Genomic DNA, 25,779 nt, shown 5'->3' with positions numbered 1-25,779 from the left:
CACGCGCAACGGCGTGCGCCAGACGGATGGCCAGCTCTACGATGAGGTGGCGATTGGCGATATCGGCAACTGGCGCTTTGTGGCTGGTGCGGATGGCAGTGTCGACGAGGTCCGGTTCAACGCCATCGACAACGATGGTGACTTCAATGCGTCGGTCAGCGCGACCGTGACCAGCGAAGCGGTTACCGATGATCCTGACTCTGAGTTTGACGAGTTACGGAATGGAATATCCACAATAGCCACTACGCTTGATGGAGCGGGTGGGATAGCCCGAACTCAAATAAACTCTTTTGACGTTTATCAGTCTGTTCCGGGTCAATCCTACGTCATTGATGCGGGGACGTACCCGAACGGATTTGAGCGAGGCTTTGTACTTCAAGACTTTCGGCTAATCGAAGACCCATTGATTGTTGATCAGCAAAGAAACCTAGATTTCTTAGGTCGGGTAGGTAACTCTGCTGGCGATATTGGCCTTGGTTTCAGTTATGGCGTCTTAGGTGCAGAAGGCGCATATATGATTGCTGAAGGCGCAACCTTAGAGCAATCGGCTGAATTTGCGGAGGACGTTGCTGCGGTTTCCGCAGGGGAAGCGTTTGGTGCTTGGTTACTCCGAATTCCACAACCCTATGGCAAAGCTGCTGGAGTTGTTGTCATCGTAATTGTTGGTGTTACCGACGCATTTGGAGAACTCATCTCTCCAGTGGTTGATTGGCTACAACAGCAGTTCACTCCAGTTGTTGAAGCTGTGGCACCGCTTGTTTCGTCCGCCGCTGATTTCAGCTTCGATCTAATCGCCGATGGCCTAGAGTGGCTCACAGAGGACGACCAGCCTTTTGGCCCAAGTCATGATGGTGCGCACGCACAGTCAACCGCTCTCTTTAACTTCGGCGCTGCTGATTGGGCCGATGACTTAGGCACAGATGATAACGATGACAGAGTATATTTCGGAACATCAAGCGATGATGAAGACATCGCGATCTCGACGGATGTGTCAGGCGGTTCTACCACAACTGTAACGGCAAACAGCCCTGTGCGGGTGTCTTCACGTGCACAAGACGGTTTCGAGGACGCTGTTGTAATTGAAGACATTGAAATCCTGCGTCTTTATGCGTCAAGATACTCCGACACTTTTGAGATTGGGTCGTTCGATTCGTCTTCAACAAGCGTTCAAGAGGTCCATCTTTCTTCCGGGAATGGCAATGATGCAATTTATGCATCAGAAGCTAACAGGGCGATTTTCGTTACCGCTGGCGAGGGAGACGATCATTTAGAGGGGGGGCGAGAAGGGGATCAGCTTGATGGGGGCAATGGGCGGGACACAATCGTCGACGGTGTCGGAACCGATCAAATCAGCGCTGGCGCGGGTGAAGACATCGTTACGCTCGCTGGCAACAGCTACCACAGCGCAGGCTATGTCGCATTCAATGTTAGCTCGGATACTCAGGTGGGCACCCAGGCTCGGATCAACCTTGAAGGTCTTGTCCGCATCGAAGCGGTGACCGACGGAGGGGAAGGTGCCGACGTCGTGCAACTGAGCGAGGAAGGCGACGCGTTCTTCTTGCATGATGCCTATTCCGGTTTCCACAGTTCTGTAGCTTTGACCGAGGACTACGTTGGCAACCAAAGCACAGCGCGTTTCGCGAATATCGAAGAAATTCGCGGCCTGGGCGGCGATGATATCATCGATCTGACAAGCCCCGATTACAGCCTGGCCGGTGTCAGCATGACGATCGACGGGGGCGAAGGTAATGACATCATCTGGGGCTCAGACGCGACCGAACTGATCCAAGGCGGCAACGGCAACGACACCCTGTTTGGTGGCGTTGGTGGCGACACTTTGGTCGGCGGAGCAGGCGCAGATGCGTTCGAGATTACCGACACGTCCGGCAATACCCGGATCACGGATTTCAATCCCGACGAAGGCGATATCCTGCTGTTCTACAATACGGATGGTGTAAACTTCGACCACGACTTGGCTGGCATTACGTTGACGTCAAGCGGGATACTGGTCGAGCGGTCCACTTATGCGGGAAATCCTGACAGTTCGTTCCCCGCAATTGCCGCGATGGAAATTTTCTTGGACGACTTCCTGCCGCCGCCGTCGGACCCTTTTGGTGGGTATGTACGACCAACTGACGAAGAGATTTTACAGAGCATCCTTGACGCGAGCATGGTAATCGAGGCAACGGGCGCTGAACGTTTCGTGCGCGGCTCTGAAGATGCCGACGCAATCTATGGCGGAAGCTCAACAGATGTCCTCAATGGCGGTGGTGGCAACGACAGCATTTACGGCGGTGCAGGTGGCGACGTCATCCGGGCCGGTTCCGGGAACGATATTGTTCGCGGTGATGATGGTGCAGACTGGCTAGACGGTGGCGAAGGTTTCGATACGGCGGACTATAGTTCAGCGGGCTCATCAGTTTGGGTCAGCCTGACCCATGACAATTCCTTCTTCACAGGCGATGCTGAGGGTGAAATTCTCCGGAATTTTGAGGCTCTCACAGGCTCACGGTATGCCGACACTCTGACCGGTGATAGTCAAGACAACCGATTGTCTGGTGATAACGGAAATGACTCCTTGTTTGGTTTGTCCGGTAACGACACCATGAACGGCCAAGCAGGAGATGACTATCTCAACGGTGGCCCTGGCGATGACATACTGCGGGGCGGGGCAGGGTCAGATACCTTTTTGTTCGGAGGCGGATCGACCGGCCATGATAGCGTTGAGGATTTTGACGCTTCCGCCGACGAAATCTCCTTCGTCTTGAATGGTCTGAGCGCAGATGGTGTGACAATTGAGCTTTTGGACGGCAACACTGTGCTCAGTCATTCCGACAGTTCTGATTATTCAATGACCCTTGTTGGATTGAGCCTGGGCGTAGATGACTTTGTGTTCAACGTGATCTAGCAGTGAGAACCAGTATGTAGGGCAGGACGGTTGGCTCAAAGAACGGTCTTTTTTGAGCCGTACTCTCTACTCGTCGATTTTCGGACGTCTTGAGGTATCAAAAATCCGCTCAAAAAGTCTTGGGTTTTGAGCTGTTTTTGACCCGAGGTTTGCACAGTCGCCGTTCACTGCAAAGGATCCGGGGTAACTGTTGGGTTCCTTACGGGTTTTCACCGTAAGGCGCTTGAAGGTTCACAACGTACCTGCACGCTTCCAACTGCAAAAGCGGAGCGCTCTTGAATGGAAGAAACGACGGATTTCCGTCCCTTGACAAGTGATCTCTGGTGCCCGGGGGCGGAATCGAACCACCGACACGAGGATTTTCAATCCGGCGCTATTCAAGGCAAAGCAAGCACTTACGCGATCACGGCACGTCAAACCCCTGACGGCGGATCAAATACTTACGCGGAAAATGTCAAACCGGCGCGGGCCGATCTGACAAACGAAAACCCCGGCGCGACGGCAATCGCAACCGGGGCTAAAGACGTTGTGGTAAGCGTCTATCTCACCCCCGAGTATATCGCACTTTTCCCGATCTTGGCAATGCACTGGGGGATCGTGTGATGACCTATCAATATGACTATCCGGTGCGTCTACGTCTTGATCTGGAAGGTCGCGCCGTTTCCCTAATGGAAATCGCAGATTGGCTGGCATCGAAAGCGGATAAGTCCCCTGATGATGCCGAAAAGCTGCGCGAAATTGCGGCTTACGTTCTGGACAGTGCTGGCATTGTGCATGCCCTTGCTACTGAAAAAGCGCAAGCTGGCGCTTTGCTGCAAGGGCACGTCCTTGCACCTCCGAAAGGGGGTGAAGCGTGAGTATTTCGCAGCATATCCCCGACAACATCAAAAGGGTTTCGCGCTCCATCGGCATCGCTCTTTGGCTGGACGAAACCGAAACCTGGTTTGGCCTGCCCGTGATCTTGCGGGCGCGTCTGAGTGAACGCGAGCGGGCGGCGCTGGCGTTCATGTCGCTAAAGTCACTGGACACTGAGAACGCGCTCGCGGTTGCCCAGGGGGCGCTTGGCGCTGGTGCTGGCCAGCCTCAAGCCCCACTCGTTGACTACATGGATCAGGCGGCGTTCTGGGCCGATCTGGCCACCCCGGACGAACTGGACGCTTACGCGGTGGCGATCTTCAACGCTATGTCAGGCGGCAAAAAGCGGGCCTTTCTCGACTATGCGGGGAGGGCTGCTGCGTGATGGCAAAAGACAACCCGTTTGATGTGATTGCGGGCCGGATCGACGGACGCAAAAGCGGCCTGACCTATCGCCACGAGGACTTGGACCTGATCCGCGACGACAAAGACCGTCCGATGTGGAACATGGCCAACGCGATCACGATGTTGACCGACCACGGCGATTGGCACGGCGTCCTGGCATTCAATGAATTTACCGTGCGCCGGGTGCTGTTGCGGGCAATTCCGGGCCAAGGGGGCGGCCCCTATCCCCGTCCAATTGAGGACGATGATTATGCGGCGGCTCAGTCATGGTTCAACCGCAACGGCTTCCCCCGTGCGACAATGGAAATCGTCATGGGGGCGGTGCGCAAGGTGTGCCGTCACCAGTCTTTCGACCCGCTGCACGACTATCTCAGCGGCCTTGAATGGGACCAAACGCCCCGGCTGGCGTCTTGGCTAACGACCTATTGCGGGGCTGAGGCTACCGCCTACACGTCCGAAGTGGGCTTGCGCTGGTGTGTCTCTGCTGTCGCGCGGGGCTTCAAGCCCGGATGCAAGGCGGATCACATGCTGGTGCTGGAAGGGGCGCAAGGGCGGCGGAAATCGTCGGCGCTGGCCGCTCTGGCAGGCGATGATTGGTTCTCTGACGCCCTGCCTCAGATGGGCACCAAGGATGCGCAATCCTATCTGCGGGGCCGCTGGATTATCGAAGTGGGCGAACTTGAGGCCATGCGGAAAGAGGTGGACGCGATCAAGGCGTTCATCACCCGCCAGGTGGAGACGTTCCGCCCTGCCTATGGACGCGAGGAAGTATCGGAGCCGCGCCGCTGCGTATTCGCTGGCACGACGAACAAGGACGATTGGCAGCGCGACGAGACAGGCGGGCGGCGGTTCTGGCCGGTGAAGGTGGGCGAGATCGACGTTCCCGGCATCGAGCGGGACCGTGACCAGATATGGGCTGAGGCCGTGGCCCTCTATCGCTCTGGTGAACGCTGGTGGCTTGAAGGCGCGGTTGCGGACCAAGCGCAGGCTGAGGCTGCTGAGCGCCGCCCTGACGACCCGTGGCGGGCGGATATAGCCCGCGCCGTGCAAGGACGTACGGAAGTCACGGCTAAACAAGTGCTGGGCGAGATGGGCGTTCTGCCCTCTGACATGACGCCGCTGCTGGCGCGGCGTGTCACGCAAGAACTGGTGGCGCTTGGATGGGCGCGCGCGGGCCGGATCACCTCGGGGGAAAGTAAAGGCGCGGCCCGCTATGTGCCGGGTGAGGATGCGGTGAGGGTGCGGTGATGATGGTGAGGATAGTGAGGACGGTGAGGCAATATCTATCGCAACTCGGGAAACAGGCTAAGTGTCTGATATATAGTCATATAGGGATTACAGGGGAATTTATAGAAAACACCCTCACTATCCTCACCGCCTCACCCGCGATGTTCATTGCTGATCTGGTCCCAATGCCCCCGGTTCCGAGTGGGCAGGAAGCCGGGGGGCTGACTTGCGCTTTCGCGCTGTGCAGTCGTTCAGTCACGCTGGGATTGTGGGTTGTCCTCACTTCTGCGGCGTTCAAGCTCTTTCAGAGCTTGATCAATAAGGAACCGATCATAGAGGATTCCGCCGATTGTTTGAGTCGGGTCTTCGGCACATTTTTCCAATACGTATTCGAGAGTCTCATCACGGCTCTGATAAATCCCCGTGTAAAGATTGTAAGCGTTGATGTATGCTGTCGCTTCAATAAAGAACGCGAACTCGAAGATTTTATTGCTGTTTGCACCCGCACCCCTAGTCATCTCCGCGATCTGGACGCGATGTCTTTCGCAAGCGTCCACATAAAGGAATGTCCCTGTGCTCATGTCTTGAGCATAGGAAAAAGTGCCCATTACAGCCAAGAAAAAAACTGCGGGAAGCCGCATCAAGAAACCCTCTTATCTTTTGAGGGGACGTTCGCATGAAGGCATCCACCAAGGCAATCCGCTTCCTTGAAAGCCTGAGCATCCCCGAGGGGCCGAAAGCCGGTCAGGCGGTGAAGCTGGCCCCGTTCCAAAAGCAATTCGTCAAGGGTGCCCTGGCGGACGGCGTGAACGTCGCCTGTCTGAGCATCGGCAGGGGCAACGCGAAAACGGCTCTGTCGGCGGGCATCGCCCTCGGCGCGGTCAAAGGCGTCTGGGATCGTCAGCCCCGGCGGGAAATCCTGATAGCGGCCCGGACGCGGGATCAGGCGCGCATCGCCTTTGACTTCGTGGTGGGCTTCATCCGGTCGCTTCCCGAGGATGAGCAAGCGGCCTTCACGATCCGGCGCAGCCCCAGGCTTGAGGTCGAGTATGACGGTGACGGCGGCGGACACTTCGTCCGGGCCATTGCGGCGGACGGCAAGACGGCTTTGGGATCGGCCCCGACGCTGGTCTTGATGGATGAGCGCGGGCATTGGCAGGCGGATCAGGGGGATGCCCTGGAACACGCCCTGTTGTCCGGTCTGGGCAAGCGTGGCGGGCGGGCGCTGATTATCAGCACAAGCGCGGCGGACGATGTGCACCCGTTTTCCGTCTGGCTGGATGAGGAACAAGAGGGCGTCTATCGCCAAGAGCATCGACCCGCCCCCGGCCTTCCTGCGGACGATCTGGAAAGCCTCAAGCTGGCCAACCCCGGCGCGGCATACGGGATCGGCTCAAGCCTTGAATGGCTGCAAGGACAGGCGCGGCGGGCGATTGCGCGGGGCGGATCGACCCTGACAAGTTTCCGGCTCTACAACCGCAATGAGCGTGTCAGCGGTGAAACCCGCGACCTGCTGTTGACGGTCGATGAATGGCTGTCCTGCGAGACGGCGGACTTGCCACCCCGGCAAGGTCAGGTGGTCATCGGGATCGACCTGGGCGGCTCTGCCAGCATGACGGCGGCGGCGTTCTACTGGCCCGAGACGGGGCGGCTTGAGGCTCTGGGCACCTTCCCGTCAAAGCCTTCCCTGCTGGACCGTGGCCAGAATGACGGCGTGTCCGGTCGCTATGTCGAAATGCAGGACCGGGGCGAGTTGTCCACCCTTGGCGATCAGACGGTTCCCGTCGCGCCCTGGCTGGTCGAGGTCATGGCGCATGTGGAAGGCGAGCCGGTCGCGGCGATCACGGCGGACCGATACAAGCAAGCCGAACTTGGAGAGGCGATAGACCGGGCGGGCATCCGGTGCCCGATCATCTGGCGCGGCCAAGGCTTCAAGGACGGCGGCGAGGATTGCGAGCGTTTCCGGCGCGCGGCCTATGACGGCAAGGTGAAAACCGCCCCGTCTCTGCTGCTGCGGTCCGCTTTCGCGGATGCGGTCTGCCTGCGTGACCCGGCGAACAATCTGAAACTGGCAAAGGCGCGGTCCACAGGCCGGATCGACGCGGCAGCGGCAACGGTGCTGGCGGTCGCTGAGGGTGCCCGGATGATGGGCCGCCCCGCTCACAAAGGGGGGCGCATCGCATGGGGATGAAGGAAACTGCATCGCGGCTGATAGCGAAACACGGTCGCGCAATCGAAATCTTGCGGGAAGGTCCGGGGGTGCCGGATGGCTTTGGCGGCTTTGAGCCGGGGCCGGTCACGGCCTACGCGGCTGTTGCCATGTCCGCAACCTACGCAATCGAGCTGCAACTTATCGCGGGCGGTCTGCTGGGGGTGGGCGATCAACGCATTCTGATTGCGGTCGAGGGCTTGGCGATCACGCCCACGACCGAGGATCGGGTGCGCATGGAAGGCACCGAATTTCGGACAATCCGCGTTTCCCCGCTGGCCCCCGCTGGCGAGGTCATTTTCTGGGAATTGCAGGTGCGGGATGACTGATCGGAAGGAATACGCCCGCCATTCCCGGCGGATCACGCGCGGCCCGCGCTGGAAGGCTTTGCGGATGCAGGCGCTAGAGCGCGACGATTGGCAATGCGTCCAGTGCGGCAACCGGCACCGGCTTGAGATCGACCATATCGAGCCGGTCCGGGACCGGCCTGATTTGGCGTGGTCGCTGTCCAATCTGCAAACGCTCTGCGGGCGCTGTCATTCCCGCAAGACCCGAATCGAGATCGGCTTAGGCCGACCCGACCCCGCCCGTGAGGCGTGGAAAAAGCTGGTCCGACAAACGGGCCGAAACCCTATCGAGCACGAAAGGAAATCAGATGCTTGATTCTGTCAAAATCGCACGGCGGCAAAGCGAAATCCGCCAGACGCTTTCGGAACTGGTCGGCAAGGACAAGCCGTCCGAGGATGAAACCCGCCAGATGGATGAAATGGACCGCGAATATCGGTCCAATGAAACCCGTTATCGCGCGGCGCTGGTGGCCGAGGACACCGAACGCCGGGAAGCCGGGGCCGATCTGGAAACCCGGTCCAGCCGGGAATGGTCCGAGATCATGGCGGGCTTTGAAATGCGCCAAGTGGCGCTGGCTCTGGACGAGGGCCGCGCCCTGGACGGCAAGACGGGCGAGATCGTCACCGAACTGCGGTCGCGTGGCGGCTATCGCGGCGTTCCGGTGCCGTGGGAAGCCCTGGAAATCCGGGCCGGTGAAACCGTGGCGGGCGGCACCCCCGATCCGATCCGCACCGCGCCGATCATCGAGCGGCTTTTCGCGGGATCGGTCGCGGCCCGCATGGGTGGCCAGATGGTCAACGTGGGCGTGGGCGAGGTCGAATATCCCGTTGCCACGTCCAGCGTAACGGCGGGGTGGGCGACTTCGGAAACCGGCAACGTGACCGGCCCGAGTGCCTACACGACCGTTGATCGGCCCTTGAAGCCGGATCACAACTTGGGCGTCCAGATGCGCATCACGCGAAAGACGCTCAAGCAATCCGGCAGCGGTCTTGAGCAAGCGGTGCGGCGCGACATGAACGGCGCTATCGAGGAAGCCCTTGACCGTGCCGTGTTCCTGGGCAGCGGATCGGCGGGCGAGCCTACCGGGCTTTTCGCGGGTGCGTCGGCGTGGGGCATCACTGAAACGGCGGTGGACGCGGCTGCAAGCTGGGCGGCGTTCCGGTCCGAGGTGGTCAGCTTCATCACTGGCAACGCTGCGACCGGCCCCGGCGATGTGCGGGCGCTGATCCGCCCCGAGGTCTGGGATACGCTGGACAATCTGATGACGGGCGATGCTGGTACCCGCTTCGAGTGGGACCGCATGTCCGAGGCTCTGGGCGCGGTGGTCATGTCGCACAACGCCCTTGCCGATCCGACGGGCGATCCGGCGGAGACAAGCGCGGTTCTGACGACCACGGCGGGCGGTGTTCCCCCGTTCTTCGTGGGCACCTGGGGCGCAATCGACCTGATCCGCGATCCGTATTCGGACGCGCAATCGGGCGGGCTGCGGCTCACGGCGCTGGCCACGATGGACGTGACCATTTCACGCGCGGTGCAAACCCGAATCCTGACGGGCATTCAGTGATGCTCTGGGCCGGTTCCAAAGGCGGGCTTGAGGTCCGCACCTTGTCAGGCGGGGAAACCCGTCTGGCTGGGCGTTTCCCCTATGGGGTTGAAACCGAAATATCTAAGGGAAAACGGGAGGTATTCCGTCCTTTTGCGTTCGGTGGCAGTGCTTCAACCGGCAATATTCACTTGCTGGTGCATCACGATTTTGACCGGCCTCTGGCCTCGCGAAGCGCTGGCACTCTGACGGTGCAAGATGGTGCGGACGCCTTAACCTTTGAGGCGCGCATTTCTCCACAGCTTGCCGAGGTGGGCTATGTCCGGGACTTCCTAGGCGCATTGGAGGCGGGTCTTGTCGGCGGCATTTCGCCCGGCTTTGTGGTGCGTGATGGCGGAGCAGAGGTGTGGCGGACGCCTGACGGCATCTTACGTGAAATCCGGGAAGCGCTCCTAGCGGAAATCAGCGCCGTCACGCTTCCCGCCTATCCCCAAGCGCAGATCGAGGCGCGCAACTGGACGCCATGCGCGGCGGTCGAGGATCGGACGCTTGCCCATGCGCTCAATCGGTGGAGGCTCTGACATGGCGGTGACACTGAAAGAGGTCGAGGCAATCCCGGCCAGCTATCCGAACATCACGGGCCTGAGCGTTCCGGCGGCGATGCTGGATCAAGCGGCGCTCTGGCAGCGGATCGAGGCTTATTGCCGGATGCGCTGGATGGTGCGGGAAGTGGTCTGGACGGTCGAGGGTGGGGGCGAATGGGAGCCTCCGTTGCAGCCGGTCGTCGCGCGAGAGGCGCATTTCTGGGGCGACCAGTGGGAGGCGCTGATCCTTGAGGATGGGCCTCTCGGCATCTGCCTGCCCTTCGATGGCGTTTACCGGATCACGGCGGACGTGGGGGGCGGCGACGTTCCGGGGGCTGTCTCTGAGGCGTTCCGGCGGCTTGCCGAATACCTGACGGAAGCAACGGATCGGGCGGGCGTGTCCAGCTATTCCGTCAACATGGGTGGCGCGATCGAGGAAAGCTATCAGCGCAACCCGGCCTGGGTGGCGCGCGCAATGGAACTGAGCGGCGCGGCGGACCTGCTGCGGCCTTACAAAAGGAGGGCCTGAGCATGTGGCCATTCAAGCGAAAGACGGCTGAGGAAACCCGGTCCAGCGGATCGGGCTTCACGGCTGAGATCATGGCGGCGCGCGAAAGCTATATCAGCGGGCGGCGCGGCATTGCCGAACTGACGGCCACGGCGCAAGGCGCGGTGACGCTCTGGGAGGGCGGTCTAGGGCTTGCCGATGTGTCGGGCACCGATCTACTGGACCGGCGGTCCCTGACGCTCTGTGCGCGGTCTCTGGCCCTGCGGGGCGAGGCGCTATTCCTGATCCGTGACGCGGGGCTTGTCCCGTGTTCCGATTGGGATCTTCGCACCCGTGACGGACGGCCCACGGCTTACCGGGTGTCCGTATCCGAGGCGGGTGGCGGACGGTCTGAAACCGCGCTGGCGGCTGAGGTCTTGCACTTTCGGATCGGATGCGACGTGTCCGCGCCCTACTATGGCACGGCCCCGCTCAAGCGGGCGCAACTGACGGCGGGGCTTTTGAATGCGGTCGAGACGGCGCTTGCCGAGGTCTATGAGACGGCCCCGCTGGCCAGTCAGATCGTCCCGTTCCCCGAGGCACCGCAAACCGACCTGGAAGCGATGGCGCGCGGGTTCCGGGGCAACCGGGGCAAGGTGCTGATCCGTGAATCCGTCAACGTGGCGGCGGCGGGCGGACCGGCCCCGATGCAGGACTGGAAGCCCCACGATCTTTCCCCGGACCTGTCGAAAGCCATGACGCGCGAGACGCTGGCGGCGGCGCGCGATGCGATCAACATGGCCTTTGGCGTTCTGCCCGGTCTGACCGCACCCGCCACAACCGGGCCGATGGTGCGCGAAAGCCAACGCCATTTGGCGCAGTGGGTGCTGCAACCTATCGCCACGGGCATTGCCGAGGAAGCGACGGACAAGCTGGGATCGGCGGTCACGCTGGACGTGATGCGGCCCCTTCAAGCCTTTGATGCAGGCGGACGGGCGCGGGCAATCACGGCGATTGTGGGCGCTCTGGCGCAAGCGAAAGAGGCGGGCGTTGATCCGTCCGATGCTCTGCGGGTGGTCGATTGGGGGAATGAAATCGCCAACTAATCCCAAAACCCCGCACCGTGGGGCTTTACAAGCCCCGCAGCATGGTGTTTAAGGTAAAGCACCACGACGCGGGACTTTGGCGATGAGCGACGAAATCTTTGACATGCAGGCGGCGCAACGGATTTGGACGCATCCGCAATTTCTTGTGTCGGACGTGTGCAAGATCACCGGCACCACGCCCAAGGCGCTTGAGCACTTCGTCAATCCGAAGCGCGATCTGGTCCGTCTGATCGGGCCGCATGTGAACCCCGGCACCGGACGCCGCCGCGTGTTCACCGGCGGCCAAGTGCTGATGATTGCAGCGGCATATGCCATGACCCGGATCGGCTTTCCGCAAAGGTGGGTTCGCACCCTTGCGGATTCTGTGGAACGCCGCGCGCTCAATCGGTCCATTCGGGGCGGGCATTGGCAAAGCGGGCTGATGATTGCGACCTACCCGATGCACGATAGTGATGATTGGGCGGTCACGCATCTTTTCAACGAAATGGAAAAAGAGCCGGTGCTACCCGTGGCGGTTCATCTTTTGGACGTTGACCGTCTGATTGACCAAGTGAAGGCGCAGCTTGAGGCGATGATTGCCGACGAGGAAGTGCCGGACTTCACGGCTCCTGATCCGAAGCCCGAGCCGAATCCTTATGGCCCCGCATCCAATTTCTTTCGCGCATGGGAAAAATCCCCGTCCGGTCGATGGGTGTATGTGGGGCTGACTGAGGACGAGACCGACGAACTGCTAGAAATGCAGGGCAGCGAAATCCAAGGCGATGAACTTGTGATTGTGGGCGAGGGATACCGGGGCGGCGAACGGTTCCTTGAACTGCACGACAAGCATGAACGCGAGCGGTTGAAGCGGTGCGGGCGTTCGGGTGGAGAAGAAGCCGATGGCTAATGCAAACCTCAATATCAGCGTCATTGAAAAGCGGATGCTGAAACAGGCTGAGGCGGCGGATTATACCGGCCTGCCCGTCAAGCACTTCAAGGCGACATGCCCGGTCCAGCCGGTCGAGATGCGCCCCGGCACGATCCTTTGGGACAAGCGCGACCTGGACAAGTGGATTGATGCGATGAAGGAAGGGGCTGAGATGGCGACGCAAGACATCATTCTTGGCAAGCTGTAATGACGCGGATCAGGGTAAAGGGCTTCAAGATATTCGATGACCGGCACGGGAAACCGCGCTGCTATCATCGCGCCACGGGCCACAAGATCGACCTGGAAAAGACCCCGTTGGGATCGGCTGAGTTTTTCGCGGAATGCACCCGCATTGCGGCCATTTCCGAGGCGAGGAAGGCGCAAGCCCCCAAGCCGGGAACGCTTGGCGGGCTGGTCAATGCCTATTTCCAGACTGAGCACTTTGGCAATCTGGCGGACGCTACAAAGCGCGACTATCGCAAGTGCGCTGACTTTCTGCACCCGATCCGCGAAACGCCCGTTTCCGCGATCACGACGCCCCTTGTGTCGGGTATCCATGACAAGGCGGCAGGCAAGATCGGCTGGCGGCGGGCAAACATGGTGCGCACCTTCCTGAGCCAAGTTTTCCGCTATGCCATTCCGCGCGGGCTGATCGACCGTGACTATGCGGCGGGCGTCATTCCCAAGCCGCGCCCGAAAGATCGGCCCTATGCCAACCGGCCCTGGGCGGTCGAGGAACGCGCCGTTGTGCTGGATCGGGCCGCGCCTCATGTCCGGGTGGCGGTCGCCCTGATTATGAACACCGGCCTTGATCCGTCCGACGCGCTCAAGCTGACCCGTCGCCAGATCGACGGCAACACGATCTGGGGCGTCCGGGGCAAGACGGGGCAAGAGGTCGCCATTCCTATCGGCCCGACTCTGCAAGCGGCTCTGGACGCTGCACCGGCCCACGACTCGGTGACGATCCTTGCCACGTCCACGGGGAAGCCCTGGACCTACAACGGCTTTTCGACGGTCTGGCACCGCTTCAAGAAAAAGCTGGAAGCTGAGGAAGCCGTGCAACCCGGTCTGACCCTCAAGGGGCTGCGGCATACCGTGGCCACGACGCTACGAGAGGCGGGACTTGAGGAACGTCAGATTGCGGACCTGCTGGGGCAGAAAACCCCGTCGATGGCCCGCCACTATTCCCGGTCCGCCAACCTTGCGGACCGCAACCGGATCACGATGGAAACACTCGAAAAGGAGAACGAACGCCGATCAAAAGTTGTCAAACCCTTCAAGAAAACTGTCAAACCCTGAGAGGCTCAAGAATGAATACCGAGCAATATCAAGCGTTTGAATGGTGCCCGGGGGCGGAATCGAACCACCGACACGAGGATTTTCAATCCACTGCTCTACCCCTGAGCTACCCGGGCACGGGAACGGCGTCTGCCGCTGGGTGGAGGCCTTCTAGGACGTGGCTGAGGCGGTGTCCAGAGGCTTTTTCAAGTTTTTTCAGTGCCGCAGCTTGGCCTGAGTTTCGGCCTCGTCACCAAGGGCTTCGTCTTCCTCTTCAGACGAAGACGGGATCGCGTAGGACCCGTTCAGCCACTTGGCCAGATCAAGGTCGGCACATCGTTTCGAGCAGAAGGGACGATAGGCGGGAACGGTCTCGGACCCGCAGATCGGGCAACTCATGACAGCGCCTCCGACACCGGCACCCGGCCGCGCTTGCGTTGAAGCTCGTAATGGCCCAGAGGGGTCCAGCCCGCTAGGGTCGTCTCTTCGCTATCGGCCTTCAACGCGGCCCGCAGGGCGGCTTCGAACCCGCGCCTGTCCTTCTTGGCCATAGGCGCCAGATCCAGCGTGATCTGGCCGCCCAAGCCCCGCACGCGCAGGGCGCGCGGCAGCAGTTTCGCGCAGGCAAAATTGGCCTTTTGACCCGCCGCCAGCGAGGTATCGCTGCCGGTATTCACATCCACCGCCACAAGCGCGCGGGTGGGCTGGATATAGAGGTGGCCGCCGCCCGGCAGTGGCTCGGCGATGCCGCGCACCTGCTCCAGCGCGTCGAGCACGCCATGATCCTCGAACCCGCCCGCCTCGGTCACCACTTCGGCCGGATCGGTCCAGTCGCGCCAGGCCAGAACATGCGGTCCGTCGCCTTCGATCAGGGTCTCGCAACCTTTGCCGTCATCCTCCAGCACCTGCCGGGCCTGAGAGATCATCGCCTCGATATCCTCGGCAATCACCTCGGCCGCGACCTCGGCACAAGACGAGCGCAGGATCAGGCCAAAGCCATGGCCCTCCATCACATCATGAGCGATTTCCAACAGGCGGTCTCGCTCGGCCTCATCGCGGATGCTACGCGATAGATTCAGCCCCGGCGCCTCGGGCGTGACGATGGAATAGCGACTTTTAAACAATAGCTTAGCCGTAACCGGAATCGCCTTGCCCGGCTCCGCATAGCCGGTGACCTGCACCAGCAGATGGGCACCGGGGGCCAGCCCCTTGACCTGGCGCAGAAAGGCCGGGCCATCGGGGGTAGTCAGGAACATGCCGCCCTGCCCCTTGACCGGTCGATCGGCGCGGGCGCGATAGATGGTTCCGGGGGGCGGCGCATCGCTGGCGATCAGGAAATCGTCCAGCTGGCCATCGACCATCAGGGCCGCGGCCTCGCGACCTGCGACATGGTCCAGAACAATGGTACAGCCCTTCATATGTCACCTTTGAATTTGGGATGACCCGCAGCAGCCAGCAGGGCGGCGGTTTCGGCCAGGGGCAGCCCGACGATTGCGCTGAACGAGCCCGAGATCCAGGGAACGAGCGCGCCCGCCGGGCCCTGAATGGCATAAGCCCCTGCCTTGCCCTTCCAATCGCCGGTGGCGAGATATCTATTCACCTCGACATCCGAGAGGCGCTTGACCTTGACCTGGCTCACCACGTCCCGCTCCCACAGGCGGTCGCCACGTCGGACCGCCACAGCGGTGATCACGCGATGCCGGCGCCCGGACAGCGCATGCAGGAACTCGGCCGCCTCTCCCGCGTCTGCCGGTTTGCCTAGGATACGACGGCCAAGCGCGACGGTTGTATCGGCGCAAAGCACGATATCGTCCGGCCCGGCCTCGACGGCGGCCACCTTCTCACGGGTGATGCGGGTGCAATAAGCGCGGGGCAACTCGCCCTTGGCAGGAGTCTCGTCGATCTCGGGTGGGCGCACGGCATCTGGCGTGATGCCAAGCTGCGCCAGCAGGTCCAGCCGCCTTGGGCTGCCCGATCCGAGAATGAACGCCATGCGAAAGGCGTTACTTGAAGCGGTAGTTGATCCGACCCTTGGTCAGATCATAGGGGGTCATCTCGACCTGCACCTTGTCGCCAGCCAGAACACGGATGCGGTTCTTGCGCATCTTGCCTGCCGTATGCGCGATGATCTCATGGCCGTTTTCAAGCTCGACCCGGAACGTCGCATTGGGCAGGAGTTCCTTCACGACACCGGGAAATTCGAGCGTATCTTCCTTGGCCATGTTGTCTCCATCATTACGTTTAGCCCGCGGAATCCGCAGGCACTGGCGCTTAAATGCGCTCATTTCCCCCCTAATTCAAGGGTGCTTTTGCGCGCAGGCAAGAGTTTGTGACCGAACCGACCCGCCCGTCCTGTTCGACCCAATGGCTACGGTTCAGGACACCGCCATCGGCACGTACATGGGCGATGGCTGACAGGTCGACCTCGGCATAGGTCCATCCAGGCCGGTTCATCTGCCCTTCGGCCAGAATGCCGGTGCCGGGAAAACCCTTGTCAGGCGGGCCGAATATGCCGCCCATGCCGGTATTGCGGTCCACCGCCTCGGACCAATCGTTGTCACCCACAAGCGAGGACATGACGGTCACGCATTGGTTTTCCAGAGCCCGCGCCATCGCGCCGATCCGCACCCGGCTGTATCCCGCCAATGCCTCGGTACAGGACGGGACCAGCAGGATATCGGCCTCGGACAGAGCACGGCCCAGCAGGGGAAACTCGCTGTCATAACAGATCAGAATACCGATCCGGCCCAGAGCGGTATCAAACAGTTTCAGCGGCCCGCCGGGTGCGATGTCCCAATCCTCGCGCTCGAACCGGGTCATGATCTGTTTGTCCTGATGGTCACGTCCGCCGTCGGGCGTGTAGAGTTCCGCCCGGTTCACCGGACGACCTGCACCGGGATCAACCGGCGCCGACGCACCCAGGATATGCACGCCATGTTCAGCGGCCAGTTTCAAATGCAGGGCGGCGGCGTCTTCCATCCGCTCGCTGACCGCGCGGATCGACCCTTCGAGGTCGGCAGCGACCGCAGGCCCGGCCAACGTGCTCAGCTCCATGGCGCCGTATTCAGGGAAGACCAGCAGGTCGGCCCCTTGTCCGGCGGACTCGGATACCCAATGGGCCAGCTTGTCCTCGTATTGCGCCCAGCTGTCGAGCCAGTCGAGCGGATAGGCGGCGGTGGCGATTTTCATATGTCAACCTTCCAGGGCATTGGATCAGAGATCCCGTATCCAGAATTGCAGCGGCTTGTCGGTCTCGTAGTCCTGATCCAGGTCTTTCCAGCTGAAATGCGCCACCGCTCCGGGCAGTTTCTCGTACCCCCGCCCGCGCCAGAACGCGTCGAGCGGGCGATAGCTGTCGGGCTTCAGCGGGTGATCGACGGGGCGCTGCACGCCGCAAAAGGCGCATTTGGCAAAGCCTAGCGCGCGGGCATGGTCCTCGCGCAGGTCAAAGAACCGGTGCCCGACACCATGGCCGCGATACTCGGGCAACAGCACGGATTCGGCGCAATAAAACACCTCCTCCAGTGTCAGACCGGTACCTTCAAAGGCAGCACCAAAATCATCGGCATGATCGGCCAGCGGCATGCCGGTCGAGGCACCGATCAACCGGTCGCCGTCAAAGGCGCCGACCACGATGGCCCGGTCGCTGTTGCGATAGGCCTGCAGATAGTCCCGCTCATAGTCCAGGTCGCCGTCGTAAAGGTAAGGCCAGGCGCGGAACACCGCGATCCGCAGCCGGGCGACATCCTCCAGCGCGGCGTCCAGCGCCGCGCCGGTCAGCACCCGAACCTCGGTCACCTCAGCCATTCGAGACCTGTTTCACCCAATCGGCCAGGTTGTAGAAGGTTGTCACCCGCGAGATCTTGTCACCCGTCAGCGTAAAAAACGACCCCGCAGGCAGACGATAGGTCTGGCCATGTGCCTCGGGCAGGCCGGAATCGGTTTGCAGATAGGTCCCGTTGACGATGAACTCCGCCGCCGCGCGGGTGCCGCCCTCGGCCTCAAACACGACGATTTCGGTCAACAACTCTTTGTAGCAGCGGTTCATATGGGCGCAGAAATCGGCGAATTTCTCTTTACCAACACGGATTTGCCCCTCGTTCACGTGATGGGCCACGTCGTCGGACAGGCAGTCCAGCATGCCCTGTACATCGCCTGCGTTGAAGGCGTCGAAATAGCGTTTGACGGTCTCGCTCATGATCTCTCCGTTGGCTCTCCCCAGCGCTCTTTCAGATGTTTGATGATCTGATCGCGGGTCTGACGATAGTGGTGTAGCTTCTCCGCCCGCGTCTCACCCAGTCCGGTTGGGTCCATAATTGGCCAATATTCGACATCGAGGTGAAAAAAACGGGTCAGTTCCAGCGCCCGGCGCTGGCTGGCGGGCGACAGCGCCACCACCAGATCGAAAGAGCTGAGGTCGTCACCCCATTCCTGCATCATGTCGAAGGATCGCGACCGGTGGCGCGCCAGTTCGACGTCGATCTCCTGGCAGACGGCGATGCAGAACCCGTCGATTTCCATGTCGTTATGAACACCGGCAGATTGCACATAGGTGCCGGTGCCATAGAATTTCTTCATGATGCCTTCCGCCATGGGCGAGCGGACCGCGTTGTGGTCGCAGCAAAACAGGACCGACTGCGGAAGCGGATGCACCATTCAGCCCCCGAAATGCAAAACGCAGATCAGGGTGAACAGGCGGCGCGCGGTGTCGGTGTCGATCTCGGCCTTGCCCTCCAGCCGTTCCTGCAACACCCGGCTGCCCTCGTTGTGGATGCCGCGCCGGGCCATGTCGATGGTCTCGATCTGGCTGGGCGGCAGGGTCTTGACCGCGTTGAAATAGCTTTCGCAGATCTGGAAGTAATCCTTGACCACCTGGCGGAATGGACCCAGCGACAGGTGGAATTCTGCCGCCTTCTCTTCGTCCTCGGTCTGGATATCAAAGACCAGCCGCTTGTCGCGGATCGACAGGTTCACCCGGTAGGGTCCGTCTGGCACCACGCGGTCGTCGCGTGCCGGAAGGGCAAAGCTGTTCTCCTCCAGCAGATCATAGATCGCGACTTTGCGCTCCTGCTCGATCTCGGGCGTGGGCGGGGGAAGGTTGCTGTCATCCAGCTCGATATGAGAAATACGGCTCATCGTCACGGGTGCCTGTTCGATAGATCGGGACAGACCTACACCATGGGTTTGCGATGGGCAACGTGTCGCGATGCGCGATCAGTTCCCCGGTCGACGCGTCGGCACCCGGTTTTCCAGCCAACGAAACGCCAGCGCGATCAGCCCCGCGATGACCATATAGACCAGCGCCAGCAACAGGAGCGGTTCGTAGATCACGAACGTGTCCTGCCGTACCCGCGACGACACCGCGAAGATCTCGACCACCGTGATCGTCGCCACCAGCGGCGTTGCCTTCAGTTGCAGGATGGTCTCGCCCCCCAGCGTCGGCAGCACGTTGTTGATCGCCTGTGGCAGCCAGATGCGACGGAAAAGGGTGAAACGAGGCATCCCGAACGAGCGCGCGGCCTCCAGTTGGCCTCGGTTGACGCCCGAGAAGGCCCCGCGCATCACCTCACCCTCGTACCCGGCAAAGGACAGCGTCAGCGCCAGCAGCGCATAGGGCCAGGCCTGCCGCAGATAGGGCCACAGAACGCTGTCGCGAATGCCGTCGATCTGGGGAAAGACCGACCCCAGCCCATAGTAGAGCAGCCAGATCTGCAACAGCAGCGGCGTGCCCCGGATCAGGGTGCAGAACACCCGCGCCGGAACGGCAAGATACCAAGGCCCCACCGCCTGGGCAAAGCCCAACGGCACCGCCAGCAGGAAACCCAGGAATGTACTTGCCACCAGCAGCCAGACCGTGCGCCACAGCCCCTCCATCGCGAGCGGCAGATACTTCGGCAGCCAATCCCAGCGCAGCGTCAGGGCGCACCAGACCGCCAGCGCCACGGCCAGAGCAATCAGCACCAGCCGGTGCGGCATCAGCATTGGACGGATCAACCGCATCATCGGCCCGCCCCCTTGAGAGAGGGCTGCCCGCGCCGCGACCGCCGCTCAAGCAGCTGGAACAGCGCGGACGACATCAGCGTCACCATCAGGTACAGCGCGCCTGCGGCGAGGAAAAAGGTGAAATAAGCCCGCGTGCTCGACGCCGCCTGCCGGGTTTCCAGCGTCAGCTCGCTAAAGCCCACAACCGCCAACAGCGCTGTATCCTTGGTGGCGATCAGCCACAGGTTCGCCAGCCCCGGCAGGGCAAAGGACAGCATTGCCGGAATGGTCACCCGCCGCATCAGCATCACCGGCGGCATGCCAAAGGCGCGCGCCGCCTCGATCTGGCCCTGCGGCACCGCCAGAATGGCACCGCGCAGCACCTCGGTCGAATAGGCGCCCTGCACCACGCCCAGCACCCAGATACCGGCGGCCACGCCGCTGATCTCGACCCGGCCATATCCAAGCGCCTCGGACGCGCGGTTGATCAGGTCGGTGCCGACGAAATAGAGAATGAGGATCAGCACCAGTTCGGGCACGGCCCGGACAACGGTGGTGTAAATGGCGAGCAGGTCACGAATGACCGGCCCGCCATAAAGCTTGCCATAGGCTCCGAACAGCCCGATCACCAGACCGAACCCGAAGGCCCCGAACGCGATCTGGAGCGATTTGCCCAGACCGCGCAGCAGGTTCATCCCCCAGCCCGGCGGCGACAGCGACAACAGCTCGGCGCTTTTCGCCAGGCCGAGTAGGTCCAGAAGCCCCTCCATCGACTGCGATTATTCGCTGTAGATGGGCGCGGTGAAGTAACGCGCGGTGATCGCCTCGTGCGTGCCATCGGCGAGGATCGCGGCGATGCCCTTGTTCAGCGCCTCGCGCAGCGCATCGTCGCCCTTGCGCACTCCGGCGCCAACGCCCTTGCCCAGGATCGCTTCGTCATTGGCGACGTTGCCCTTGATCTCGCAGCACTGGCCCGCATCGGTGGCAACAAAATCGGCCATGGCGATGCTGTCGGCCTGGGTCGCGTCGATGCGACCGGCATAAAGGTCCTGATTGGCCTCGTCCTGGGTCTGGTAGACACGAATTTCCGCATCGCCGAAATACGCGTTGGCATAGGCCTGGTGGATGGTCGATGCCTGCACACCGATGATCTTGCCAGCCAGCGAGGCGGGCGACGCATCAATATCCAGCGATTTGTCGGCCACGATCACGGCGGGCGTGTTGTAATAGGGATTCGAGAAGTCGATGGTCTGCATCCGCTCTTCGGTGATCGACATCGAGGCCATGATGGCGTCGATCTGCTTGCCGGTCAGCGAGGGGATAATGCCGTCCCATGCGACCGGCGTCAGCACGCAATCCAGTGCGGCGGCCTTGCAGACGGCGTCGATCACCTCGACCTCCCAGCCGACCCAGTTGCCCGCGGAATCGGGCGAGGCGAAGGGCGGATAAGGTTCGGCCGCGATGCCGATCTTGACCTCTTCGGCGGCCGCGGCGCCCGCGCTCAGGGCCAATGCGGCCAGACCGGCCAGCAGCGATGTCTTGATGTTCATATGTTGGTCTCCCTGTTTTTCATTCTTGGGGTTCAGTTGATGGATTTCAGAAACTGTTTCAGCCGCTCGGATTGCGGGTTGCCAAAGATCTGGTCGGGTGGCCCCTGTTCCTCGATCCGGCCTTGATAAAGATACACCACATGGTCGGCGACCTCGCGGGCAAAATTCATCTCATGCGTGACCACCAGCATGGTGCGGCCCTCGGCGGCGAGGTCGCGCATCACGCCCAGCACCTCACCCACCAGTTCGGGGTCCAGCGCCGAGGTCGGCTCGTCAAACAGCATCACCGCCGGGTCGACCGCCAGAGCGCGCGCGATGGCCGCGCGTTGCTGCTGACCCCCGGAGAGGAACAGCGGATAGGTGTCCTCTTTCTCGCCCAGGCCCACGCGCGCAAGCAGGGCGCGCGCCTTTTCGATCGCCTGCGCGCGCGGCACTTTCAGCACATGCACGGGCACTTCGATCACGTTTTCCAGCAGGGTGCGGTGGGTCCACAGGTTGAACGACTGGAACACCATCGCCAGCCGGGTGCGCACCCGCTCCAACTGCTTGCGGTCGGCAGCGGTGCCATCGGCACGCATGCGGATTTCCTCGCCGCCGATCACGATCCGGCCCGAGCTGGGAGTTTCCAGAAAGTTGATGCAGCGCAGCATGGTCGACTTGCCCGAGCCCGAGCCGCCGATGATCGCGATCACATCGCCCCGGTTCGCGGTCAGCGACACGCCCTTGAGCACTTCGAGATCGCCAAAGGATTTATGCAGATCCTCGATCAGCAATGTCCCCGCCAAATCGCTGGCGGCCCCCGCGTCGGACGTCAGTTCCTGCGTTGCTGTCACGCCATCCCCCTGACTTTCCGGTTGCCTTTTCGGCCCGGCTCTGCTTATATTTATACAACTGTATAACAACATGAGCGACGCAAATCAAGCCCGCTTTTCACCCCGCAGGAGGCCCCACCCTTGGACAGCCCACGCCGCAGCTTTACCCGCGAATCCGCCGAACACCGGCGCGAGGCGCTGATCCGGGCGACGCTGACCCTGATCGGGCGCAAGGGTGTGCAGGCGGCCACCGTGCGTGGCATCGCGGACGAGGCGGGCGTGACACTGGGCCTGATCCGGCACTATTTCGATGGCAAGGACGAGCTGATCTATGCCGCCTATCAGGCGCATATGAGTCATCTGACCGATGCCACGATGGAAGGCCCCCGGCAGGCGGGCGAACCGGCGGCGCGGCAACTTGCTCGAATCGTGCGCGCCAGCCTGACCCCGCCGGTCAGCAGCCCGCAGGCGGTGGGTCTGTGGGCCGGGTTCCTCACCATGGTGCAGCGCGATCCGCGCATGGCCGAGGTGCACAGCCGTACCTATTACGATTTCCGCGACCGCCTGCAGGCGCTGATCGCCCCGGCGCTGGAGGAAGCGGGCGAAGTGCCCTCACCCGAGGAACTGCGGGCGCTGGCCATCGCCTGTAACGCCGTCATCGACGGGCTCTGGCTGGAGGGCGGCGCGCTGCCCGATGCCTTTGATCCGGGCGAACTTGTGAACATCGGCCTGACGTCGGTCGGCGCCATTCTGGGACTGACCCTGAACGATCCGGGAGAAGAGGCATGAAAACAACCGCCATTACCCGCCGCCTGGCCGATCTGGGTGGCGCCAAATGGGGCATCTACCTGCGCGCCAAGGCGATGATCGCCAAGGGCGCCGATGTGATCAGCCTGACCATCGGCGAACCCGACGTGCCGCCACCGACCGAGCTGATGGATGTGGCCGAGGCCGCAATGCGCTCCGGGCGCACCACCTATTCCGATGGTGCGGGCGAGCCGGGCCTGCGCGCGGCGCTCGCCGAACGCTATAGCGCCAGCACCGGGCGGGCGATTTCGGACGCGCAGGTCATGTGTTTTCCGGGCACCCAGACCGCGCTTTACGCGGTGCTGATGGGCGTGGCCGAGGAAGGCGCCGAGGTGCTGGTGGGCGATCCCATGTATGCCACCTATGCCGGCGTGATCCGCGCCACTGGTGCCGATCTGGTACCGGTGCCGCTGCGGCCCGAAAACGGGTTTCGCATTTCAGCCGACGATATCGCCGCGCGCATCACGCCGCGCAGCCGTACGATCCTGCTCACCACGCCCCACAACCCCACCGGCGCCATCCTGACGCCCGAGGATATCGCCGCAATTGGCGACCTCGCCCGCAAGCATGATCTGTGGATCATCTCGGACGAGGTTTACGAGCAGCTGGTGTTCGACGGGCAAGGCTTTACCTCGCCGCTGGCCCAGTCCGATCTGGCCGACCGGGTGATCGTGGTCTCATCAATCTCCAAATCCCACGCCGCGCCGGGATTTCGCAGCGGCTGGTGCGTGGGGCCCGAAACGTTTACCGCCGCGCTGCTGCCGTTGTCGGAAACCATGCTCTTCGGCAACCAGCCCTTTATCGCCGACATGACCGAGGTGGCGGTGCGCAACGGATCCTCGGTCGCACCGGGCATGCGCACGCGGTTCGCCGCGCGGGCGGACCGGCTGGCCGCGCGGCTGAACGGGCAGACCTGCCTGCGCGTGCTGAAACCGCAGGCCGGCATGTTCGCGATGATCGACGTCAGCAGCACAGGTATGGCGGGCGAGGCCTATGCCGAACACCTGCTGGATCATGCCGGGGTGGCGGTGATGCCGGGCGCCTCGTTCGGCGACACGATCGACGGCTGGGTCCGGGTGGCGCTGACCGCCGGGGACGCGGCCTTTGACACCGCCTGCGAGCGCATAGCCGCACATGCGGCCCAATTTCAGAGCGAGGACGCCTGATGACAACTGTGGGAGAGGCGCTGGTGGCAGGTCTTGCCGCACGCGGCGTGACATGCGTGTTCGGTATTCCCGGCGTGCACACGATCGAGATGTATCGCGGTCTGGCCGCCTCGGGTATCCGCCATGTCACCCCACGCCACGAACAGGGCGCCGGGTTCATGGCCGATGGCTATGCACGCGTCTCGGGGCGGCCCGGCGTGGCCTTTGTCATCACCGGACCGGGGGTGACCAACACGCTGACCGCGATGGGACAGGCCCGCGCCGACAGCGTGCCGATGCTGGTGGTTTCGGGCGTGAACACCCGCGCCAGCCTGGGGCGCGGCATGGGGCATCTGCACGAGTTGCCCGACCAGTTGGGGCTGGTCTCGCAGGTGGCGCTGGAGGCGCATCGCATCTCGCAGATGGATCAGCTGGCCCCGGCATTGGGATCGGTGTTTGACCGGCTCGCAACAGGTCGCGGCGGTCCCTGTCATATCGAGGTACCGCTGGATGTGGCCGGGATCGATTTCGACGGTGCCCTGCCCGCCGCTGACCCTGCAAAGCCCGATGAACCAGAGGCCACGCTGCTCGACACTGCTGCCGCGCGGCTCGACGCCGCGCGACGCCCGGTGATCCTGATCGGAGGCGGGGCAAAGGGCATTGAAGCGGCCCTACAGGCGCTGGCCGAACGGCTGGATGCGCCAGTGGTGCAGACGGTGAACGCGCGCGGGCTGATGCATGGCCATCCCCTGACGGTGGCCGCCAGCCCCAGCCTTGACGCGGTGCGCGCCCTGATTGCAGGCGCCGACCGGGTGCTGGCAATCGGGACCGAGCTCGGCCCGACCGATTACGACATGTATGCCACCGGCACCATGCCGTCGATGGCGGGGCTGATCCGCATCGACATCTGCGACGCTCAGCTTGCCCGCCACCCCGCCGACCTGACGATCCGGGGCGACGCGGGTGCCGCCGTGGCGGGGCTGTTGGCGCGGCTGCCCGAGGGCGCGCGCAACCACGACGGCGTCGCCCGATCCAGCTCCGCGCGGCAGGCGGCTCTGGACGAGATCGGCCCCTATATGCGCAGCATGGTCGAGATGCTGGAGGCCGCGCGTGATGCCGTGCCCGGCGCGCTGATGGTCGGGGATTCAACCCAGCCGATCTATGCCGGGAACCTTGTTTACGACCACGACCGCCCCGGCGGCTGGTTCAACGCCGCCACCGGGTTTGGCGCCCTAGGCTATGGCATTCCCGCCGCCATCGGCGCCGCCATTGCCGCCCCCGAGACCCCGGTGATCTGTGTCACGGGCGATGGCGGGGCGCAATTCAGCCTGGCTGAGCTGATGGTCGCCCGCGACGAAAACCTGCCCATCACCTTCGTGATCTGGAACAGCCGCGGTTATCGCGAGATCGACATGTCGATGCGCGCGGTGGGTGTCGAGGTGGTGGGTTGCGATCCCACCCCGCCCGATTTCGCCGCCATCGCCGCCGCCTGTGGCATGCCCTACGCCACCTGCGCCGCCGGTGACCCGGCCGGCTTTGCCACCGCCCTGACTGAGGCTCGGCGCCATGCCGGTCCCAAGCTCATCGAAATCGACGCGCCCTATGCGCCGGAACAGGATTGATCCG

The 25,779-nt window shown here is 62.4% G+C and carries 32 protein-coding genes and 1 tRNA gene; 18 read left to right on the top strand and 15 right to left on the bottom strand.

Features of this window, described 5'->3' with window-relative positions; genetic code table 11:
* Nucleotides 1–46 precede the first annotated feature (46 nt).
* From AC2FNA_RS12940 to AC2FNA_RS12920, 5 genes are all read left to right on the top strand, one after another.
* The gene (locus AC2FNA_RS12940) at nucleotides 47–2,908 is read left to right on the top strand and encodes a calcium-binding protein (RefSeq protein ID WP_496827123.1); all 2,862 of its coding nucleotides are present in this window, start codon (nucleotides 47–49) and stop codon (nucleotides 2,906–2,908) included.
* A 279-nt stretch (nucleotides 2,909–3,187) separates the two neighbouring features.
* Entirely contained in the window at nucleotides 3,188–3,511 is a 324-nt protein-coding gene (locus tag AC2FNA_RS12935) for a hypothetical protein (protein WP_496827121.1), read from the top strand.
* The gene (locus AC2FNA_RS12930; RefSeq protein ID WP_496827119.1) at nucleotides 3,511–3,765 is read left to right on the top strand and encodes a hypothetical protein; all 255 of its coding nucleotides are present in this window, start codon (nucleotides 3,511–3,513) and stop codon (nucleotides 3,763–3,765) included. Before AC2FNA_RS12935 ends, AC2FNA_RS12930 begins: the two co-directional genes overlap by 1 nt.
* The gene (locus AC2FNA_RS12925; RefSeq protein WP_496827117.1) at nucleotides 3,762–4,148 is read left to right on the top strand and encodes a hypothetical protein; all 387 of its coding nucleotides are present in this window, start codon (nucleotides 3,762–3,764) and stop codon (nucleotides 4,146–4,148) included. Before AC2FNA_RS12930 ends, AC2FNA_RS12925 begins: the two co-directional genes overlap by 4 nt.
* Nucleotides 4,148–5,416 carry a virulence-associated E family protein gene (locus AC2FNA_RS12920; protein WP_496827115.1) on the top strand — a complete coding sequence of 423 codons (1,269 nt, stop codon included), beginning with the start codon at nucleotides 4,148–4,150 and terminating at the stop codon, nucleotides 5,414–5,416. The genes AC2FNA_RS12925 and AC2FNA_RS12920 overlap by 1 nt, the downstream gene beginning before the upstream one ends.
* Nucleotides 5,417–5,646: 230 nt before the next feature.
* Here the strand turns inward: AC2FNA_RS12920 and AC2FNA_RS12915 are convergent, their stop codons facing one another.
* Nucleotides 5,647–6,036 (bottom strand): hypothetical protein, encoded by a 390-nt coding sequence (locus AC2FNA_RS12915; RefSeq protein ID WP_496827113.1) that lies wholly within the window; start codon nucleotides 6,034–6,036, stop codon nucleotides 5,647–5,649.
* A gap of 35 nt (nucleotides 6,037–6,071) precedes the next feature.
* Here AC2FNA_RS12915 and AC2FNA_RS12910 point away from each other — a divergent pair, with 35 nt between their 5' ends.
* The 10 genes from AC2FNA_RS12910 (at nucleotide 6,072) to AC2FNA_RS12865 (ending at nucleotide 13,878) form a co-directional block, all read left to right on the top strand.
* The gene (locus AC2FNA_RS12910; RefSeq protein WP_496827111.1) at nucleotides 6,072–7,586 is read left to right on the top strand and encodes a terminase TerL endonuclease subunit; all 1,515 of its coding nucleotides are present in this window, start codon (nucleotides 6,072–6,074) and stop codon (nucleotides 7,584–7,586) included.
* Nucleotides 7,577–7,933 (top strand): hypothetical protein, encoded by a 357-nt coding sequence (locus AC2FNA_RS12905; RefSeq protein ID WP_496827109.1) that lies wholly within the window; start codon nucleotides 7,577–7,579, stop codon nucleotides 7,931–7,933. Before AC2FNA_RS12910 ends, AC2FNA_RS12905 begins: the two co-directional genes overlap by 10 nt.
* Nucleotides 7,926–8,267 (top strand): HNH endonuclease, encoded by a 342-nt coding sequence (locus AC2FNA_RS12900; RefSeq protein WP_496827107.1) that lies wholly within the window; start codon nucleotides 7,926–7,928, stop codon nucleotides 8,265–8,267. The genes AC2FNA_RS12905 and AC2FNA_RS12900 overlap by 8 nt, the downstream gene beginning before the upstream one ends.
* Nucleotides 8,260–9,516, top strand: a complete 1,257-nt coding sequence (locus AC2FNA_RS12895; RefSeq protein WP_496827105.1) for a phage major capsid protein — start codon at nucleotides 8,260–8,262, stop codon at nucleotides 9,514–9,516. Before AC2FNA_RS12900 ends, AC2FNA_RS12895 begins: the two co-directional genes overlap by 8 nt.
* Complete coding sequence (locus AC2FNA_RS12890; RefSeq protein ID WP_496827104.1) at nucleotides 9,516–10,076, top strand: HK97 family phage prohead protease; 561 nt, start codon at nucleotides 9,516–9,518, stop codon at nucleotides 10,074–10,076. Before AC2FNA_RS12895 ends, AC2FNA_RS12890 begins: the two co-directional genes overlap by 1 nt.
* Nucleotide 10,077: 1 nt before the next feature.
* Entirely contained in the window at nucleotides 10,078–10,608 is a 531-nt protein-coding gene (locus AC2FNA_RS12885) for a hypothetical protein (protein ID WP_496827102.1), read from the top strand.
* A 2-nt stretch (nucleotides 10,609–10,610) separates the two neighbouring features.
* Entirely contained in the window at nucleotides 10,611–11,672 is a 1,062-nt protein-coding gene (locus tag AC2FNA_RS12880; protein ID WP_496827100.1) for a phage portal protein, read from the top strand.
* Nucleotides 11,673–11,754: 82 nt separating this feature from the next.
* Entirely contained in the window at nucleotides 11,755–12,558 is an 804-nt protein-coding gene (locus AC2FNA_RS12875; RefSeq protein WP_496827098.1) for a hypothetical protein, read from the top strand.
* Nucleotides 12,536–12,787, top strand: coding sequence for a hypothetical protein (locus tag AC2FNA_RS12870; protein WP_496827096.1), 252 nt, complete (start codon nucleotides 12,536–12,538; stop codon nucleotides 12,785–12,787). Before AC2FNA_RS12875 ends, AC2FNA_RS12870 begins: the two co-directional genes overlap by 23 nt.
* Nucleotides 12,787–13,878, top strand: coding sequence for a tyrosine-type recombinase/integrase (locus AC2FNA_RS12865; RefSeq protein WP_496827094.1), 1,092 nt, complete (start codon nucleotides 12,787–12,789; stop codon nucleotides 13,876–13,878). The genes AC2FNA_RS12870 and AC2FNA_RS12865 overlap by 1 nt, the downstream gene beginning before the upstream one ends.
* A gap of 41 nt (nucleotides 13,879–13,919) precedes the next feature.
* Here AC2FNA_RS12865 and AC2FNA_RS12860 read toward each other — a convergent pair.
* The 14 genes from AC2FNA_RS12860 to AC2FNA_RS12795 form a co-directional block, all read right to left on the bottom strand.
* Nucleotides 13,920–13,994 (bottom strand) — tRNA-Phe (locus AC2FNA_RS12860).
* A gap of 79 nt (nucleotides 13,995–14,073) precedes the next feature.
* Entirely contained in the window at nucleotides 14,074–14,256 is a 183-nt protein-coding gene (locus AC2FNA_RS12855; protein WP_496827092.1) for a DNA gyrase inhibitor YacG, read from the bottom strand.
* Nucleotides 14,253–15,275: a ribonuclease E/G gene (locus tag AC2FNA_RS12850; RefSeq protein ID WP_496827090.1), complete on the bottom strand. Its 1,023-nt coding sequence runs from the start codon at nucleotides 15,273–15,275 to the stop codon at nucleotides 14,253–14,255. The genes AC2FNA_RS12855 and AC2FNA_RS12850 overlap by 4 nt, the downstream gene beginning before the upstream one ends.
* Nucleotides 15,272–15,850 (bottom strand): Maf family protein, encoded by a 579-nt coding sequence (locus AC2FNA_RS12845; protein WP_496827088.1) that lies wholly within the window; start codon nucleotides 15,848–15,850, stop codon nucleotides 15,272–15,274. Before AC2FNA_RS12845 ends, AC2FNA_RS12850 begins: the two co-directional genes overlap by 4 nt.
* A 10-nt stretch (nucleotides 15,851–15,860) precedes the next feature.
* Nucleotides 15,861–16,079, bottom strand: a complete 219-nt coding sequence (gene infA, locus AC2FNA_RS12840; protein ID WP_005978431.1) for a translation initiation factor IF-1 — start codon at nucleotides 16,077–16,079, stop codon at nucleotides 15,861–15,863.
* A gap of 70 nt (nucleotides 16,080–16,149) precedes the next feature.
* Nucleotides 16,150–17,046: a carbon-nitrogen hydrolase family protein gene (locus tag AC2FNA_RS12835; RefSeq protein ID WP_496827086.1), complete on the bottom strand. Its 897-nt coding sequence runs from the start codon at nucleotides 17,044–17,046 to the stop codon at nucleotides 16,150–16,152.
* 24 nt (nucleotides 17,047–17,070) lie between these two features.
* Nucleotides 17,071–17,664, bottom strand: coding sequence for a GNAT family N-acetyltransferase (locus tag AC2FNA_RS12830; RefSeq protein WP_496827084.1), 594 nt, complete (start codon nucleotides 17,662–17,664; stop codon nucleotides 17,071–17,073).
* Complete coding sequence (locus tag AC2FNA_RS12825) at nucleotides 17,657–18,055, bottom strand: ketosteroid isomerase-related protein (protein WP_496827082.1); 399 nt, start codon at nucleotides 18,053–18,055, stop codon at nucleotides 17,657–17,659. Before AC2FNA_RS12825 ends, AC2FNA_RS12830 begins: the two co-directional genes overlap by 8 nt.
* A complete protein-coding gene (locus AC2FNA_RS12820) occupies nucleotides 18,052–18,510 on the bottom strand; it encodes an arsenate-mycothiol transferase ArsC (RefSeq protein WP_144084117.1) in 459 nt (152 codons plus the stop codon). Before AC2FNA_RS12820 ends, AC2FNA_RS12825 begins: the two co-directional genes overlap by 4 nt.
* Before the next feature lie 3 nt (nucleotides 18,511–18,513).
* Nucleotides 18,514–18,993 carry a UPF0262 family protein gene (locus AC2FNA_RS12815; RefSeq protein WP_496827080.1) on the bottom strand — a complete coding sequence of 160 codons (480 nt, stop codon included), beginning with the start codon at nucleotides 18,991–18,993 and terminating at the stop codon, nucleotides 18,514–18,516.
* Nucleotides 18,994–19,071: 78 nt separating this feature from the next.
* Nucleotides 19,072–19,860: an ABC transporter permease gene (locus AC2FNA_RS12810; protein WP_496827078.1), complete on the bottom strand. Its 789-nt coding sequence runs from the start codon at nucleotides 19,858–19,860 to the stop codon at nucleotides 19,072–19,074.
* Entirely contained in the window at nucleotides 19,857–20,609 is a 753-nt protein-coding gene (locus tag AC2FNA_RS12805) for an ABC transporter permease (protein WP_234140126.1), read from the bottom strand. Before AC2FNA_RS12805 ends, AC2FNA_RS12810 begins: the two co-directional genes overlap by 4 nt.
* Nucleotides 20,610–20,618: 9 nt before the next feature.
* Nucleotides 20,619–21,389 (bottom strand): transporter substrate-binding domain-containing protein, encoded by a 771-nt coding sequence (locus tag AC2FNA_RS12800; RefSeq protein WP_496827076.1) that lies wholly within the window; start codon nucleotides 21,387–21,389, stop codon nucleotides 20,619–20,621.
* A gap of 32 nt (nucleotides 21,390–21,421) precedes the next feature.
* Nucleotides 21,422–22,204: an ABC transporter ATP-binding protein gene (locus AC2FNA_RS12795; RefSeq protein ID WP_496827131.1), complete on the bottom strand. Its 783-nt coding sequence runs from the start codon at nucleotides 22,202–22,204 to the stop codon at nucleotides 21,422–21,424.
* A gap of 138 nt (nucleotides 22,205–22,342) precedes the next feature.
* On the opposite strand from AC2FNA_RS12795, the gene AC2FNA_RS12790 reads away from it, so the two are divergent.
* Genes AC2FNA_RS12790 through AC2FNA_RS12780 form a run of 3 tightly spaced genes read left to right on the top strand, consistent with a single transcriptional unit; the run spans nucleotide 22,343 to nucleotide 25,775 of the window.
* Nucleotides 22,343–22,990 (top strand): TetR/AcrR family transcriptional regulator, encoded by a 648-nt coding sequence (locus tag AC2FNA_RS12790; RefSeq protein ID WP_496827074.1) that lies wholly within the window; start codon nucleotides 22,343–22,345, stop codon nucleotides 22,988–22,990.
* Complete coding sequence (locus AC2FNA_RS12785) at nucleotides 22,987–24,174, top strand: pyridoxal phosphate-dependent aminotransferase (protein WP_496827072.1); 1,188 nt, start codon at nucleotides 22,987–22,989, stop codon at nucleotides 24,172–24,174. The genes AC2FNA_RS12790 and AC2FNA_RS12785 overlap by 4 nt, the downstream gene beginning before the upstream one ends.
* Entirely contained in the window at nucleotides 24,174–25,775 is a 1,602-nt protein-coding gene (locus AC2FNA_RS12780; RefSeq protein ID WP_496827070.1) for a 5-guanidino-2-oxopentanoate decarboxylase, read from the top strand. The genes AC2FNA_RS12785 and AC2FNA_RS12780 overlap by 1 nt, the downstream gene beginning before the upstream one ends.
* The last annotated feature ends 4 nt before the right edge of the window (nucleotides 25,776–25,779 follow it).

Source organism: Ruegeria sp. YKSD163, assembly GCF_059612905.1.
Note: the sequence above shows the minus strand (reverse complement) of the source record. Positions and strands in the feature narration are given on the sequence as shown.